The organism is Streptomyces sp. NPDC050988 (assembly GCF_044456225.1).
In the GTDB taxonomy this organism is placed as follows: domain Bacteria; phylum Actinomycetota; class Actinomycetes; order Streptomycetales; family Streptomycetaceae; genus Streptomyces.
Map to the genome: position 1 here is coordinate 1 of NZ_JBITFQ010000060.1, position 14,214 is coordinate 14,214.

Below are 14,214 nucleotides of genomic sequence, written 5' to 3' on the forward strand. Positions count from 1 at the left end.
TTTTTGGGCCTTTGGGGGGGGCGCACGTGGGGGGGGGGGGGGGGGGGGGCGCCCCCCCCTGTGGGGGGGGGGGGGGGGGGGTTTTTTTGGGGGGGGGGGGGGGGGGGGGGGGGGGGGGGGGGGGGTTCTTTCCCCAGGCCCGCCCCTTCCCGAAACCGGGGGCTCCGCCCCCGGACCCCCTGACCGTGCGGGTGGGTTCCCGGTTGTGCCCACCCGTTCCGCCCTGCGGAACGCCTGCCCACAACCGGGAGCGGGGCTACTTCTCGGTTACCCCCGCCGAGTCGAACGTCGCCACCTCGTGCATCGCACGCGCCGCGCTCTGGACCACCGGGAGGGCCAGGAGGGCGCCTGTGCCCTCGCCGAGGCGGAGGTCGAGGTCGACCAGGGGGCGCAGGCCCAGCTTGTTGAGGGCGGCCACGTGGCCCGGCTCGGCGCTGCGGTGGCCGGCGATGCAGGCCGCGAGGACCTCGGGGGCGATGGCGCGGGCCACCAGGGCGGCGGCGCCGGCGCTGACGCCGTCCAGGATCACCGGGGTGCGCAGCGAGGCGCCGCCCAGGAGGAGGCCCACCATCGCGGCGTGCTCCAGGCCGCCGATGGCCGCGAGGACGCCGATCGGGTCGGCCGGGTCCGGCTGGTGGAGCTCCAGGGCACGGCGTACGACCTCGGTCTTGCGGGCCAGGGTCTCGTCGTTGATGCCGGTGCCGCGGCCCGTGACATCGGCCGGGTCGCTGTCCGTGAAGACGGAGATCAGGGCGGCCGACGCCGTGGTGTTGGCGATGCCCATCTCGCCCGTGATCAGGGCCTTGTTGCCGGCCGCCACGAGGTCGCGGGCCGTCTCGATGCCCACCTCGATGGCCGCCTTGACCTCCTCGCGGGTCAGGGCGGGGCCTGTCGTCATGTCGGCCGTGCCCGCGCGGACCTTGCGCGGCAGGAGGCCCGGGGTCGCGGGCAGATCGGAGGCCACGCCCACGTCCACGACGCAGACCTCGGCGCCGACCTGGCTGGCGAAGGCGTTGCAGACCGCTCCGCCGCCGAGGATGTTGGCCACCATCTGGCCGGTGACCTCCTGCGGCCACGGGGTGACGCCCTGGGCGTGTACGCCGTGGTCGCCGGCGAAGATCGCGACGGCCGCGGGCTCCGGGATCGGCGGCGGGCACATCCGCGAGAGGCCCGACAGCTGGGCGGAGATGATCTCCAGCATGCCCAGGGCCCCTGCCGGCTTGGTCATGCGCTTCTGGCGCTCCCACGCCTCGCCGAGCGCCTTGGCGTCCAGCGGGCGGATGTTGGAGACGGTCTCCGCGAGCAGGTCGTGCGGCTCCTCACCGGGCAGCGCCCGACGGCCGTACGTCTCCTCGTGGACGACCCAGGAGAGCGGGCGGCGCTTGGACCAGCCCGCCTGCAGCAGCTCGGGCTCCTCCGGGAACTCGTCGACGTATCCGACACAGAGGTAGGCGACGACGTCCAGGTGCTCGGGCAGGCCCAGTTCGCGGACCATCTCCCGCTCGTCGAAGAAGCTCACCCAGCCCACGCCCAGGCCCTCGGCCCGGGCCGCGAGCCACAGGTTCTCGACCGCGAGCGCGGAGGAGTACGGCGCCATCTGCGGCTGGGTGTGACGGCCGAGCGTGTGCCGGCCGCCCCGGGTCGAGTCGGCGGTGACGACGATGTTCACCGGGGTGTCGAGGATGGCCTCGATCTTCAGTTCCTTGAACTGCTTCGCGCGGCCCTTGGGCAGCGACTTGGCGTACGCCTCGCGCTGGCGCTGGGCCAGTTCGTGCATCGTGCGCCGGGTCTCCGCCGAGCGGATGACGACGAAGTCCCACGGCTGGGAGTGGCCGACGGACGGTGCCGTGTGGGCCGCTTCCAGGACCCGGAGCAGCACGTCGTGCGGGATGGGGTCGCTGCGGAAGCCGTTGCGGATGTCCCGGCGCTCGCGCATCACACGCAGGACGGCCTCGCGCTCGGCGTCGTCGTAGCCGGGCGCGGCCGGGCCGGCGGGCTCTCTCGTCTCTGCCACGGCGGCCGTGCTCTCCTCCTGGTCGGCGGCCCTGGTGTCCAGGTCCTCCGCGTGCTGTGCGGCTACGGGCGCCTCGTCCTGGTCGTGGCCCTGGCCCTGGTGGTCCTGGTCCTCGACCGGCGCCTCCGGTACGGGAGTTGCCTCGGCCTCGGGGGCCGGCTCGGGCTCCCTGGGGGTGGGGAGGGCGAGTACGGGCTCCTCCGCGGGCGCGGCTTCGGTCACGGACTCGGACTCGGACTCGGGCGCGGACTGCTCGACGGGCGTGGCCTGTTCGACAGGCGCGGCTTGTTCGTCGGGCACGAGTTGCTCAGTGGTCACGAACTGCTCGGCGGTCGCCGCGACCGGGGGCGCCGTCTCCTCGGCGTGCTGCTCGGCGGGCTCCTCCGGGAAGGGCGGCACGGTCATGGCGTGCGGCGGGGTCGGAGCCAGGTGCGGGGTGGTCGGGACGGTGCCCTCGACCGGCACGAACTGGCCGAGGCTCTCCTCCGCGTGGGCCACCTCCACGGGGGTGGCCGTGGGGACGGCCGCTTCGTCGTAGGACTCGTGGCCGTGGGTCGGGGCGTCGTGGGTCGGGTCGCCGTGGACCGCGATCGGTTCGGGTGCCGCGACCTGGTCGGGTACCGCCACCGGTTCCGGTGCCTCGGGCTGTACGGCGGTGTCGACCTGGGCCGCCTGCGAGTGGTCGATGTCGGCGACGCTCACGACGGGCGCTTCCGCGGGCTCCGTGAACTCCGGGGGCTGGACGGCTTCCTGGGCCTCGGCGGCCTCTTCCACGGCGGGCGCGGGTTCCGCCAACTGCGGTTGCTGCTGCGGAATCTCGACCTGCGGACCGGCTTCGGCGAGCTGTGCCGCCGCCGGGTCCTGGAACTGCTGCTCCGCCGCGTACGCGGCCTGTGGGTCCTGCTCCGCGTGCGCGGGCTGCATCTCGTCGGCCGCCTGCGGAGGCTGGTACGCCTCGGGCGCGTGCGAGCCGGTGTCGTCCGAGGCCTGCGAGGAGTACGCGGCGACGGGCGCGACCGGGAACGGCGTGGGCTGCGGGAACTGGGCGAGGTCCGGAGCGTGCGCGAACTCGGGGGCGGTCTGGGCGGCCTCGTGGGTCTGGGGCGTCTCCGGAGCCTGCGGGAAGAGCGAACCGTCCGCGAGCAGCGGGGCCTGCGCGTAGTCCTGGACCTGGACGTGGACGGCTTCCGGGGCCTGGGCGACGGCCTCCGGTGCCTGAACCGCTTCGGGACCGTGCACTGCTTCAGGAACCTGCACTGCTTCGGGAACCTGCATGCCCTCGGGACCATGCCCGGCTTCCGGCTGCTGAGGAACGTACGCGGGGTCCGGAGTCGGCACAGTCTCAGGGGTCTGGACGCTCTCAGGGGCCGACACGGTCTCAGTGGTCGGCTCCGCCTCCGGAGCGTCGGCGACCGCCTGGACGGGTGCGGGCCCGGTCTCGGGAACCTCGACAGCGCTCGGCGGGTCCGGATGCACCTGCTGTGCCTGCTCCGCCTGGGCCGGCTCGGGCGCGGGCACCTCGGCGGGAGGCTGTGCGGCGGGGATTCCTTCGCCCCCCGAGGGCGGCACGCCCCCCGCGTCGGAGTTGTGCGCGGCCTCCGCGACCGGCGCGAGCCCGTCGTCCGGCGTGCCACCGGCGTGCGCTCCCCCGCCCTCGGGGAAGACCGTTTCTGCAGCCGTGGCCTCGGCACCGACCTGTGCCACCGGCGGCGCGACCCGTACCTGAGCCTGCGCTCCCCAGGGAGCCGCGCCCTGCGGCGCGATGTCGTCCCGCGGCACGTCGAGGTACTCGGGACCGACCGTGGGCGGACCGGCCTGTCGTACGGGAACGGCGTGGACCGGTGCTCCCGCCGGGCCGCGGTCGGCGAGGGAACGGACCGGGCTGCCGGCGCCGTCCGGAGTGGGCGGGCCGAGGTGGAGCGGGCGACGGGCGACGGGCGGCTGCGGAGCGGGCGAGGACATCCGGACGGCGCTGAGGTCGACCGAGCCGCTGTCGCGGCCCGCCGTCTCGTGCGGTCCCGGCTCGTGGTGCGGTCCCGGCTCGTGGACGGTCTCGACGACCGGCGCCGGGGCCGGTGGGGCCACTTCGTTGCCCCACGCGCCCTGGGCGCCCGGCAGCAGCAACAGGTCTTCGTCTTCGGCGGTGCTGTCGGAGAGGTAGGTGTACGCGCCGGGGGCGGGGACGCCCGGCTGCTCCACCATGCCTTGGTTCTCCGGCAGCCCCTCGCCCGGGACCTGGCCGGTGTCGGTCATGCGTACCCCTCGCCCATCGGTTAGTGCTCCAACGACCTGCTCGTCCGGAGCGGCGCACCGACCGCCCGCAATGAAGTAACGAGCATGCGTGCCGGGCGGCACGAACGACCGGTCGACAAAACCATTAACAGGCATTGTCGCGGTCGGCCCGCCACCGCGACAGGGTGATCCGCCACGGCCCGCTGTGGACTGCGCCACGTTGCGCGTCCTCCGGTTTTCCGCCGTACCACACGCATCCCAAAACAGGTGCGTTTTCCGGACATTGACCGGCGAAATACCGGACAAGCCGAGCGCAGTGCAACGATCGGCCAGCCTACCGCGCGCGGTACGACAACCGGATCACAGGGCGCGGTCGGGCAGGAGTCCGGTGAGCAGGAAAGCGACGCTCCGCTCCTTCTCCGTCCAGGCCCGGGTGTCCAGCTCGACGGACTGCAGAAGGGCACATTCGACCTGGTAGCCGTGCTCCGTCAGGTCCCTGCCGACGAGTTCGGCGGCGTCGCGTGTCGCGGCGTGCGTGACGATCCGCTGCGGGCGCCGGTCGGCGACGGCGGAGACCACCGCGGCGCCGCCGCCCCCGACGCGTACGACGTCCGGTTCGGGCAGGTTCTCCAGGATGTGGGGCGCGGTGCCGTGGGTGATCTGGAGCTGGACGCCGAAGCGGCGGGCGGTGGCCATGGTGCGGGCGCAGGCGTTGGGGTCGCGGTCGACGGCGATGACGGCGGCGCCGCAGCGGGCGGCCTCCGTGGCGAAGGCGCCGCTGCCGGAGCCGATGTCCCACACGAGGTCGCCGACGCGCGGTCCCAGGCGGGCGAGTTGGGCCGCCCGCAGCACCTCGGTCTCACCCTCGCCGAGGTCGCCGCCGTACACCTCGTCGGGCAGGGCCCAGCCGCGCGGTCCGGTTCCCGGGTCGCGTCCGGCGATCCAGCTGCCGCCCTCGGAGGCTGCGACGGGCCCGCCCATGACGATGACGATGTTCGGGTCGCGCCAGGTGTGGTCGGCGACCTTGTCGGAGGTCAGGATCGTGACGCGTTCGCGCGCCGTGCCCAGTTCCTCGCAGATGACGAAGGTGCGGTGGACCCCTTCGAGGAGCAGGCCCAGCTCGGCGGGGCCGGCTCCGGGCGAGGTGAAGACGGCGACCTTGGTGTGCGCGCGGCACACATTCACCGCGCGTCGCAGGGTGCGCCGGTGTGCGACGACCACCTGTGCGTCGTCCCAGGGCATACCGGCGCGGGCGAAGGCGGCGGCCACGGACGACACCGCCGGTACGACTTCGACCTCCAGGCCGAACTCGGGGGCGCGCAGGGTGCGTACGACTCCGAAGAAGCCCGGGTCGCCGTCGGCGAGGACGACGGCCGTACCCCGGTGGGCGGCGATGCGGCGGGCGGCGAGCGAGACGCTGCCGAGCCGGATGCGCTCGGCGCCCGCGGGGATCTCGGGGAGGACGAGGTGATGGCCCGCGCCCGCCACCAGCGTGGCGGCACCGAGAGCCGAGCGCGCCGCGTCGGTCAGCGGCGAGCCGTCCCAGCCGATCACCGTGACCCGGTCGGCCATCGTCGTCAGTCTCCTGGAGTCTTCGCAGGTCTCGGATGGGCATGCGGCCGCCAGGCAGGCATGCGGAGCCCCGTGAGCGTACCTCGGGACTTCCAGGAGTGGGGGCGCGGGTCCACGGCCGTCCTCCGCGCGGTGGCCGTCCGGCTACGGCGTCGGTTCCGGCGCGACCGCGACGTCAGTTCCAGTCGGAGTACGAGGTGAAGCCGCCGGTGTCGGCGAGCTGCTCGGCGATGCCCTCGATGTCCTCGGGGAGCAGGCCCCACACGATGAAGTCGGTGCGCAGGGCGACCCAGCTCCCGTCCTCGGTGCGGGTGCGCGCTATACAGGCGTTGCGCAGGACTCCCTCGCTGATGCAGCCGATCTTCTGCGCGACCTGCTGCGAGGCGGTGTTGTCCGCGGCGGTGCGCAGCTCCAGGCGCTCGAACTTCTGGTCGCCGAAGAGCCATTGGGCGGTGGCGAGGGCCGCCTCGGACGCGTATCCCTCGCCGCGCGCCCAGGGGGCGACGATGTAGGACAGCTCCGTGGAGCGGACATGCCAATTCGTTTTGCCCAACTGGACTATGCCGACCAGGCGTTGGGTGAGGAACTCGGTGACCGCGAGGTCGAGCCCGCGGCCGGAGGTGCGCTCGCCCGGCGCGTACCGGTTGATCCAGGAGCGGGCGGCGTCCTCGGTGAAGGGCTGCGGAACGGAGGTCCAGGCCACGACCTGCTCGTCGTTCATCATCTCCGTGAGGGCCGGAACGTCTTCGTCCTCGAGAGGGCGCAGCACCAACCGCTCCGTGCTGAGGGAGATGTCGGGGAAGGTGTTAGTCATGCGCCGCTCCGTAACCATCAGGGACCGTCGGGCCTGCTGAACTGCCCAGCATGCAGCATGAAAGCACCGAACTGCACCACGGGGCCGAGTCGTTGTCGACGAATCGACCCCGTGAGTGCGAGCGAAACGGCGTCAGCCGGAGGTGACCGGCAGAACCGACCCCTGGTACTTGTCCTTGATGAACTTCGTCACCTCTGGAGAGGTCAGGAGTTTCGCGAGCTTCTCGACCCGGGGGTCGTCCTCGTTGCCCTTCTTGACGGCGAGGAGGTTCGCGTACGGGTTGTTCTTCGCGGACTCCAGCAGGATGGCGTCCTCGGCGGGGCTGAGGCCGGCGTCCTGGGCGTAGTTGTTGTTGATGACCGCGGCGGCCACGTCGTCGAGGGAGCGCGGCAGCTGGGCCGGTTCCAGCTCCTTGAACTTGAGGTTCTTCGGGTTCTTGACGATGTCCGCCGGTGACGCGGTCGTGCCGGCGTCGTCCTTGAGCGTGATGACGCCCTTGGAAGCCAGGAGCTGGAGGGCGCGACCCTCGTTGGTGATGTCGTTCGGCACCGCGACGGTGACTCCGTCGGCCAGTTCCGTGACGTCCTGGACCTTCTTGGAGTACACACCCATGGGCGGCAGGTACGCATCCACGACCGGGACCAGCTCTGTGCCCTTGGACTTGTTGAAATCGTCCAGGTAGGGCTTGTTCTGGTACAGGTTCGCGTCGAGCGAGCCCTCCTGGAGCGCGGTGTTCGGCAGGACGTAGTCCGTGAACTCCTTGATCTCCAGGTCGAGTCCGTTCTTGGCGGCGAGATCCTTCTTGATGTACGAGAGGACCTCGCCGGCCGGGACCGCGGTGGCGCCGACGACGAGGGGTCCGTCGGAACCACCGTCGCCCGAGCCGGACTCGGAACCGCAGGCGGTGAGCCCGAGTCCCAGGGCAAGTGCGGCCGCGGCGGCGGGAATTACGAGCTTACGCATCTGTGGTCGTCCTCAATCCTTGGAAGTGGGCTCAGAACGACGCGACGACGGAGCCGGCGTACTTGTCCTCGATGAACTTCTTGACCTCGGGCGAGGTCAGGAGCTTGGCGAGCTTCTTGACGCGCGGGTCGTCCTCGTTGCCCTTCTTCACGGCGAGGAAGTTGCCGTACGGGTTGTTCTCGGCGGACTCCAGGACGAGAGCGTCCTCGGAGGGCTTGAGGTCGGACTCGATGGCGTAGTTGCCGTTGATCACCGCGGCGTCGACGTCGTCCAGGGAGCGCGGGGTCTGGGCCGCCTCCAGCTCCTTGAACTTGAGGTTCTTCGGGTTCTTCGCGATGTCCTTGGGGGTCGCGTCGTTGCCCGCGCCGTCCTTGAGCGTGATGATCCCGTTGGCGTCGAGGAGCTTGAGCGCCCGCGCCTCGTTGACCGTGTCGTTCGGGACGGCGACCGTCGCACCGCTCTTCAGCTCGTCGGCCTTCTCGATCTTGCTGGAGTAGAGGCCGAGCGGCTCCAGGTGGACCGTCACGACGGGCACGATGTCGGTGCCGTTCTTCTTGTTGAAGTCGTCGAGGTACGGCTGGTTCTGGAAGTAGTTGGCGCCCACGGAGCCGTCCTGGGTCGCCGTGTTCGGCAGGACGTAGTCGGTGAACTCCTTGACCTGCAGGTCGAGGCCCGCGTCCTTCGCCAGGTTGTCCTTGACGTAGGTGAGGATCTCGGCGTGCGGGACCGGGCTCGCGGCGACGACCAGCGGGCCGCTCGCGTCGGCGGAGCCCGAGGCCTCCTCCGAACCGCAGGCGGTGAGACCCAGGGTGAGGGCTCCGGCCGCGAGGACGGCGGTGGTGATCTTGGCAGTGTTACGCACGAAAAGTGCCTTTCCTGAGGGTGTAGCGGCCCCGCGGAGGGTGTGCGGGGAGAACTGAGGGGGGTGAGGACGAGAGGGTGGCGGCGGGAGCCGTAGGTGTCAGACGGTCTTGCTGGTCGCGGTGGCGGCCTTCAGGAGCCTGAGCCTCGGAACGGCACCCGACTGGCCGCCTCGGCGGTGCAGCCCGCGGGCGGCGAAGTCCCCGGCGAACTGGATGAGGGAGATGACCACGGCGAGGATGCCGACGGTGATCCACATCAGTTCGGTCTCGAAGCGCTGGTAGCCGTAGCGGATGGCGATGTCACCGAGGCCGCCCGCGCCGACCGTGCCCGCCATCGCCGAGTAGCCGATGAGCGCGACAATCGTCGTGGTGGTGCTGGAGATCAGCGACGGCAGCGACTCGGGGACGAGCACCTTGCGGACGACCGTCCAGGTGTTGCCGCCCATCGACTGCACGGCCTCGACGAGCCCGCCGTCCACTTCGCGGACCGCCGTCTCGACGAGGCGCGCGAAGAAGGGGATCGCGCCGATCGCAAGGGGCACGATGGCGGCCTCGCGGCCGATGGTCGTACCGGTGATCGAGCGAGTAAAACCCATCAGCGCGACCATCAGGATGATGAAGGGCATCGAGCGGGCGATGTTCACGACCTGCCCGATGACCTTGTTCAGCACGGTGTTCTGCAGCAGGCCGCCCCGGTCCGTGAGGACCAGCAGGACGCCCAGCGGCAGACCGCCGACTACGGCGATGACCGTCGACCAGCCGACCATGTAGAGGGTGTCCCAACATGCCTGCTCCAGCAGCGGCTGCATCTCCGACCAGGTCACTTGGCACCTTCCTTCACCAGCACGGGCGCCTCGCCCTGGACGTCGATCTGCAGCCCCTGCTCGCGCAGGAAGCCGATCGGCACGACGTTCTCCTCGTAGCGGCCGGGCAGTTCGATGCGCATCCGGCCGACCTGCTTGCCGCCGACGGTGTCCATCGCGGCGCCCAGGATCGAGATGTCGATGTTGTACGTGCGTGAGAGCTGCGAGATGACCGGCTGGGTCGCGGCGTCGCCGTGGAAGGTGACGTCGATGACCGTGCGGTCGTCGGCGGACGCGTCGCCGCTCACCGGGAAGAGCGCGGCGGCCAGCTCGGAGCCGGGGGTGGCCAGCAGCTCGCTGACGGTGCCGGACTCGACGATCTTGCCGTTCTCCATGAGGGCGGCCGAGTCGCAGATGCTCTTGACGACGTCCATCTCGTGCGTGATGAGCAGGACGGTCAGGCCCAGCTGCCGGTTCAGGTCGCGCAGCAACTGGAGGATGGAGCGGGTGGTCTCGGGGTCCAGCGCGCTGGTGGCCTCGTCGGAGAGGAGCACCTTCGGGTCGCCGGCCAGGGCGCGGGCGATGCCGACGCGCTGCTTCTGGCCGCCGGAGAGCTGGGCCGGATAGGACCTGGCCTTGTCGGAGAGGCCGACCAGGTCCAGCAGCTCCAGCGCCTTGCGGGAACGTTCCTTCCCTGACGTGCCAAGGATTTCCAGCGGCAGCTCGACGTTGTCCTGGACCGTCCGCGAGGACAGCAGGTTGAAGTGTTGGAAGACCATGCCGATGTGGCTGCGCGCCTTCCGCAGCTCCCGGCCCGCACGCGGGCCGCGCCCGGCGAGGGCCGTGAGGTCCTGTCCGGCGACGGTCACGGTGCCGGCGGTCGGACGCTCCAGGAGGTTGACGCAGCGGATGAGGGAGGACTTGCCGGCGCCGGACTGTCCGATGACGCCGTACACCTCGCCTTCGCGGACGTGCAGATCGACGCCGTCCAGGGCGGTGACCTCACGGCCGCGCGAGCGGTAGACCTTCTTCAGGCCTGTTGTCGTGATCACTGGGGTTTCCGTCACTGTCGAGTGCAGGGCGTGGGTGTGCGCCGGGCACGGGTGCATTCGGTCGGAACGCGGCACGGTTGTTCACGCGGTGGCGATGAAAGCCGGGTTTCGGCAGAACTGCGTGCGCGGGGCAGGCTCAGTCGCGTACGAAAGGGTCGTACGGGCAGACCTGAGCGGTCTCGCTTCGGGGCGCGAGGCTCTGGGTGGTGCGGGGGCCCTCTAGAAGGCGCACATTCGACACATACAGCGAGCACCGGGCGTCATGGTCGCCTCGGTCGCAAGGATGCGGCTGCTCGTCGTGGTCATGAGAAAAGTAAAGCAGACGTACGCGCGTGACCGAGAACCGCTGTCCGCATCGCGGACAGCGGTGGACACTCCTCAGTCGCCGACGGAGATCTCCACTCCCCCGTCCGTGACCAGCGCCGACACGGCCGAGAGGTCACCGACGACGACGTCCGCGCGCAGCTCGGCGGCCTGGTGTGTTGTGGTCAATGCCACGGTGGTCATCCCGGCGGAGCGGCCTGCCTGAAGGCCCGCGGGCGCGTCCTCGAAGACGACGCAACGGGCCGGGTCCACGCCGAGGCGGCGGGCGGCGAGCAGGAACGGCTCGGGGTCGGGCTTGCCGCGTGTGATGTCGTCGGCGGCGATCAGGGTCTTGGGCCGGATACCGGCCTCGTCGAGGCGCGCCTCGGCCAGCCGCCGGGTGGCGGAGGTGACGACGGCCCAGCGGTCTGCGGGCACGGAGTCGAGGAGCGCCCGGGTCCCCGGCAGCAGCTGGACACCGCCCTCTACGTCCTCGACCTCCAGCTGCTCGATGCGTACGACGGCCTCGGGGACCCGGTCGGCGGGCAGCAGGTCGGCGGCTATCTCGGCGGCGGGGCGGCCGTGCAGCTCGACCCGCGCGAACTCCTCGGCGGTGATCCCGTACTCCTCGGCCCAGCGGGTCCAGCAGCGGTACACCGACTCAAGGGACGAGACGAGCGTTCCGTCGTTGTCGAACAGCAGGGCATCGGCTTGGATCTTCATGCCCTCGACCCTACGGGGCACCCCGGGGGCGATCGCATCGGGCCTTTTGGCCCGTAATAGGGTCGCGGCATGCTTGATGCCCTGACGGTCGCGACCGCCGTCGCCGCGCTCGCGCTCGCCGCCTGGTGCGGCTGGGCCGCCTACCGCGACCAGCCGACCAAGGACTGGCACTTCATCGGTATGGCCGTGGTGACGGTACTCACCCTCGTCCAGCTGGTGGTGGGCATCGTCCAGCTGGCCCGCGGCGAGAAGCCGGAGCAGGGCACGACGATCTTCGTGGCCTATCTGATCGGCTCCTTCGCGTGCATCCCGGCGGCCGGCTTCATGTCGCTGGCGGAGCGCACCCGCTGGGGCTCGATCACGGTCGCGGCCGGCGGCGTGGTCCTCGCCGTGCTCCAGGTGCGGCTCTACGACATCTGGGGAGGCTGAGATGGCGGCGACCGACAAGCAGCCAGGACGGACACGGCTCATCGGCGGTCCGGGCATCCTGCTGGTCTGGCTGTACGGCGTGATGGTCGTCGGCGCCGTGTCGCGCTCAGCCGTGCAGATCGCGACCGAGTTCGACAAGGCGCCGCTCGCCTATTCACTGTCCGCGGTGGCCGGTCTGGTCTACGGCTTCATCACGTACTCGCTCGTACGCGGCGGCGAGACGGCCCGGAAGGCGGCGCTGGTGTGCTGCGCCGCCGAACTCGCGGGCGTCCTGACCGTGGGCACCTGGACCCTGGCGGACCCCTCCGCCTTCCCCGACGCCACAGTCTGGTCGGACTACGGAATGGGCTACCTGTTCATCCCGGTCCTACTCCCAGTGACAGCACTGTTCTGGCTCCGCCGCAGCAGAACCGCGACTTGATAGGCAGGCGTCAGGGTCCGGCGCGCCCCTTTAGGGGCGCGGGGAACTGCGCGACCAGCCACAACGAACCCGCGGACGAAGAACAGCCCTAAGCGCTGGCTACAAAAGCACTGGTCGAAGACCCCTTCGCAAGGGTCACCAGACTCAACCGCTCATCCACCCGCTCCGTGGAAACAAGCTGATACCCGTGCTTCCGGTACAACCGCAGATTGTGCTCACTGCGATGCCCGGTGAAGAGCTGGAAACTCTTCGCGCCGCCGTCCTCGGCCAGCCGGGACTCGATCGCGTCGAGCAACCGCCCGCCCAGCCCGTGCCGCCGCATCCGCGGATGGACGATCAACTTGTTGATGCGGGCCGTGCCATCCGCATCCACCGCCGCACGCACCGAGGCCACCACCTCGTCACCCAGCCGGGCCACCAGGACCGTGCCGCCCGCGAGCTCCGCCTTGAGGGAGTCGAGGGGCTGGGTGAGGGGCTCGATGCTGTAGTCGCCGTACAGCTCGGCCTCGCTCTGGTAGCAGAGGAACTGCAGTTTGAGGATCTGTTCGGCGTCCTGTTCGGTCGCCGCCGAGATGGTCACGCTCATGCCCATGTGTGCATGCCTCCCGCTCACCTGTTCCGCCGTTGTCCCTCACTCCTATCCCCGTGCTTCGTGCGCCGCAACCTCCGACGTAAGCATTCGGCGCAGACAAGCCAGGCATCTGGAACGTTCCGGACCGAGACTGCCCTGTGAGATACCCAACTCCCCCGCGATCTCCCGGTATGTGAGGTCCTGCGGGGACAGCAGCGCGGCCATGAGACGCGGACAGCGGCCCGGCAGCTTGCGTACGGCGGAGTGCAGGGCCCGGCGCCGGGCGGCGGTGAGCGCGAGCTGCTCCGGGCCGGGCCGGCTGTCGTCGGCCGGCTCGGACGCGTACGGCAGCTCGATGCTCGCGGTGTGCCGGGTGCGGCGGGCCTCGGAGCGGACGGCGCCGCGCAGCCAGGCGGCCGGGTCGGCGGGCGGGCCGTCCGTGCCGAGGTGCTCCAGGAGGCGCACCCAGACGGCCTGTTCCAGGTCGCCGGGCTCAGCGCCCGAGGCATATGCCTCCGCGGAGGCCTCGGCGGCGAGCAGTGGACGCAGCGTGTCGAGCATGTCGTGGGTCATATGCGGCACGACGCGGCCGCCCCGGCACGAGGTTGCCGGGGCGGCCGTCTGTCACCCCAACCGGGGCCGGGGGCTCAGCTGTTGACGAGCGCGGTGGCGGTTCGTCGGTGAGGGCTCAGCGCTTCAGGAAGTCCTCGCGGGCGAGGATGCCGGTGTCGGGGTTGTCGGTGAAGACCCCGTCGATGCCGGTCGCGAAGTAGGTCCGGAAGGCGCCGAAGGCGTCTCCGTAGCCGTCCGCGTCGGTGCCCTTGCGGAAGTTCGCGGGCAGGAAGGGGTTCTCGTTGCGCATCGTGTACGGGTGCAGGATCAGGCCCTCGGCGTGCGCGTCCCGGACCAGGGTGGTCGGGGTGGTGAGGTTGCCGCTCGCGTCCTTCAGGATGATCAGGTCCAGGGTCGGGCCGATGCCCTGCGCGTAGGAGGCGATCTCCTTCAGGCCCGCGGGCTTGACCAGGTCGGCGACCGTACGCGGGTCGCCCGTCTCCACGAAGTCCCAGGGACGGGTGTTGGCGGCGGACAGGAGCACGACCAGGGGGTTGCCGACCAGCTTGTTGAGGCGCTGGATGCTCGTCGGTTCGAAGGACTGGACGATGACGGGCGAGTTCTTCTTGTCCAGGCCGTGCCTGCGCAGCACCTTGGCGACCCGCTCCTCCAGGCCGAGGCCCAGCTTGCGGAAGTAGGTGGGGTGCTTGAGCTCGGGGTAGATCCAGACCTGCTTGCCGCGCTTGCGACTCTGCTCCTCGCGCCAGCGCAGCACCTCCTCGAAGGTGGGGATCTCCCAGCGGCCGTCGTACTGGGTGGGCTGCGCGGCGAGGTCCCGATGTTCCGGGTCTTTTCCGCGCAGCCTCCCGCCGAACCCAGCGGGCATCTATTCGATGCACTGG

General features: G+C 70.8%; 12 protein-coding genes and 1 pseudogene. 2 read left to right on the forward strand and 11 right to left on the reverse strand.

The window, feature by feature from the left end:
* Positions 1–256 precede the first annotated feature (256 nt).
* The 8 genes from cobT to ACIBEI_RS49310 form a co-directional block, all read right to left on the reverse strand.
* Positions 257–4,267: a nicotinate-nucleotide--dimethylbenzimidazole phosphoribosyltransferase gene (gene cobT / locus ACIBEI_RS49275; RefSeq protein ID WP_398898059.1), complete on the reverse strand. Its 4,011-nt coding sequence runs from the start codon at positions 4,265–4,267 to the stop codon at positions 257–259.
* 339 nt (positions 4,268–4,606) lie between these two features.
* Positions 4,607–5,818: a precorrin-6y C5,15-methyltransferase (decarboxylating) subunit CbiE gene (gene cbiE, locus ACIBEI_RS49280; RefSeq protein ID WP_398898061.1), complete on the reverse strand. Its 1,212-nt coding sequence runs from the start codon at positions 5,816–5,818 to the stop codon at positions 4,607–4,609.
* Positions 5,819–5,993: 175 nt separating this feature from the next.
* On the reverse strand, positions 5,994–6,632 hold the full coding sequence (locus ACIBEI_RS49285) for a GNAT family N-acetyltransferase (protein ID WP_398898062.1): 639 nt from the start codon (positions 6,630–6,632) through the stop codon (positions 5,994–5,996).
* Between the two features lie 132 nt (positions 6,633–6,764).
* Positions 6,765–7,595, reverse strand: coding sequence for a MetQ/NlpA family ABC transporter substrate-binding protein (locus ACIBEI_RS49290; protein ID WP_398898064.1), 831 nt, complete (start codon positions 7,593–7,595; stop codon positions 6,765–6,767).
* Positions 7,596–7,626: 31 nt separating this feature from the next.
* Positions 7,627–8,457: a MetQ/NlpA family ABC transporter substrate-binding protein gene (locus tag ACIBEI_RS49295; RefSeq protein ID WP_398898066.1), complete on the reverse strand. Its 831-nt coding sequence runs from the start codon at positions 8,455–8,457 to the stop codon at positions 7,627–7,629.
* A gap of 99 nt (positions 8,458–8,556) precedes the next feature.
* Positions 8,557–9,282, reverse strand: a complete 726-nt coding sequence (locus ACIBEI_RS49300; RefSeq protein WP_398898068.1) for a methionine ABC transporter permease — start codon at positions 9,280–9,282, stop codon at positions 8,557–8,559.
* Positions 9,279–10,370: a methionine ABC transporter ATP-binding protein gene (locus tag ACIBEI_RS49305; protein ID WP_398898069.1), complete on the reverse strand. Its 1,092-nt coding sequence runs from the start codon at positions 10,368–10,370 to the stop codon at positions 9,279–9,281. The genes ACIBEI_RS49300 and ACIBEI_RS49305 overlap by 4 nt, the downstream gene beginning before the upstream one ends.
* Before the next feature lie 321 nt (positions 10,371–10,691).
* Positions 10,692–11,339 (reverse strand): HAD family hydrolase, encoded by a 648-nt coding sequence (locus ACIBEI_RS49310; RefSeq protein WP_398898070.1) that lies wholly within the window; start codon positions 11,337–11,339, stop codon positions 10,692–10,694.
* A 69-nt stretch (positions 11,340–11,408) separates the two neighbouring features.
* On the opposite strand from ACIBEI_RS49310, the gene ACIBEI_RS49315 reads away from it, so the two are divergent.
* Together ACIBEI_RS49315 and ACIBEI_RS49320 are read left to right on the forward strand one after the other, a co-directional pair.
* Positions 11,409–11,768: a hypothetical protein gene (locus ACIBEI_RS49315; protein ID WP_359717116.1), complete on the forward strand. Its 360-nt coding sequence runs from the start codon at positions 11,409–11,411 to the stop codon at positions 11,766–11,768.
* Between the two features lies 1 nt (position 11,769).
* A complete protein-coding gene (locus tag ACIBEI_RS49320; RefSeq protein WP_398898072.1) occupies positions 11,770–12,189 on the forward strand; it encodes a hypothetical protein in 420 nt (139 codons plus the stop codon).
* Between the two features lie 88 nt (positions 12,190–12,277).
* Here the strand turns inward: ACIBEI_RS49320 and ACIBEI_RS49325 are convergent, their stop codons facing one another.
* From ACIBEI_RS49325 to ACIBEI_RS49335, 3 genes and pseudogenes are all read right to left on the reverse strand, one after another.
* On the reverse strand, positions 12,278–12,781 hold the full coding sequence (locus tag ACIBEI_RS49325; protein ID WP_398898074.1) for a GNAT family N-acetyltransferase: 504 nt from the start codon (positions 12,779–12,781) through the stop codon (positions 12,278–12,280).
* Positions 12,782–12,826: 45 nt separating this feature from the next.
* Positions 12,827–13,333 carry an RNA polymerase sigma factor gene (locus tag ACIBEI_RS49330; protein ID WP_398898076.1) on the reverse strand — a complete coding sequence of 169 codons (507 nt, stop codon included), beginning with the start codon at positions 13,331–13,333 and terminating at the stop codon, positions 12,827–12,829.
* Positions 13,334–13,448: 115 nt separating this feature from the next.
* Positions 13,449–14,129 (reverse strand): annotated as a pseudogene (locus ACIBEI_RS49335) (glycerophosphodiester phosphodiesterase family protein); the annotation flags it as partial.
* Positions 14,130–14,214 lie beyond the last annotated feature (85 nt).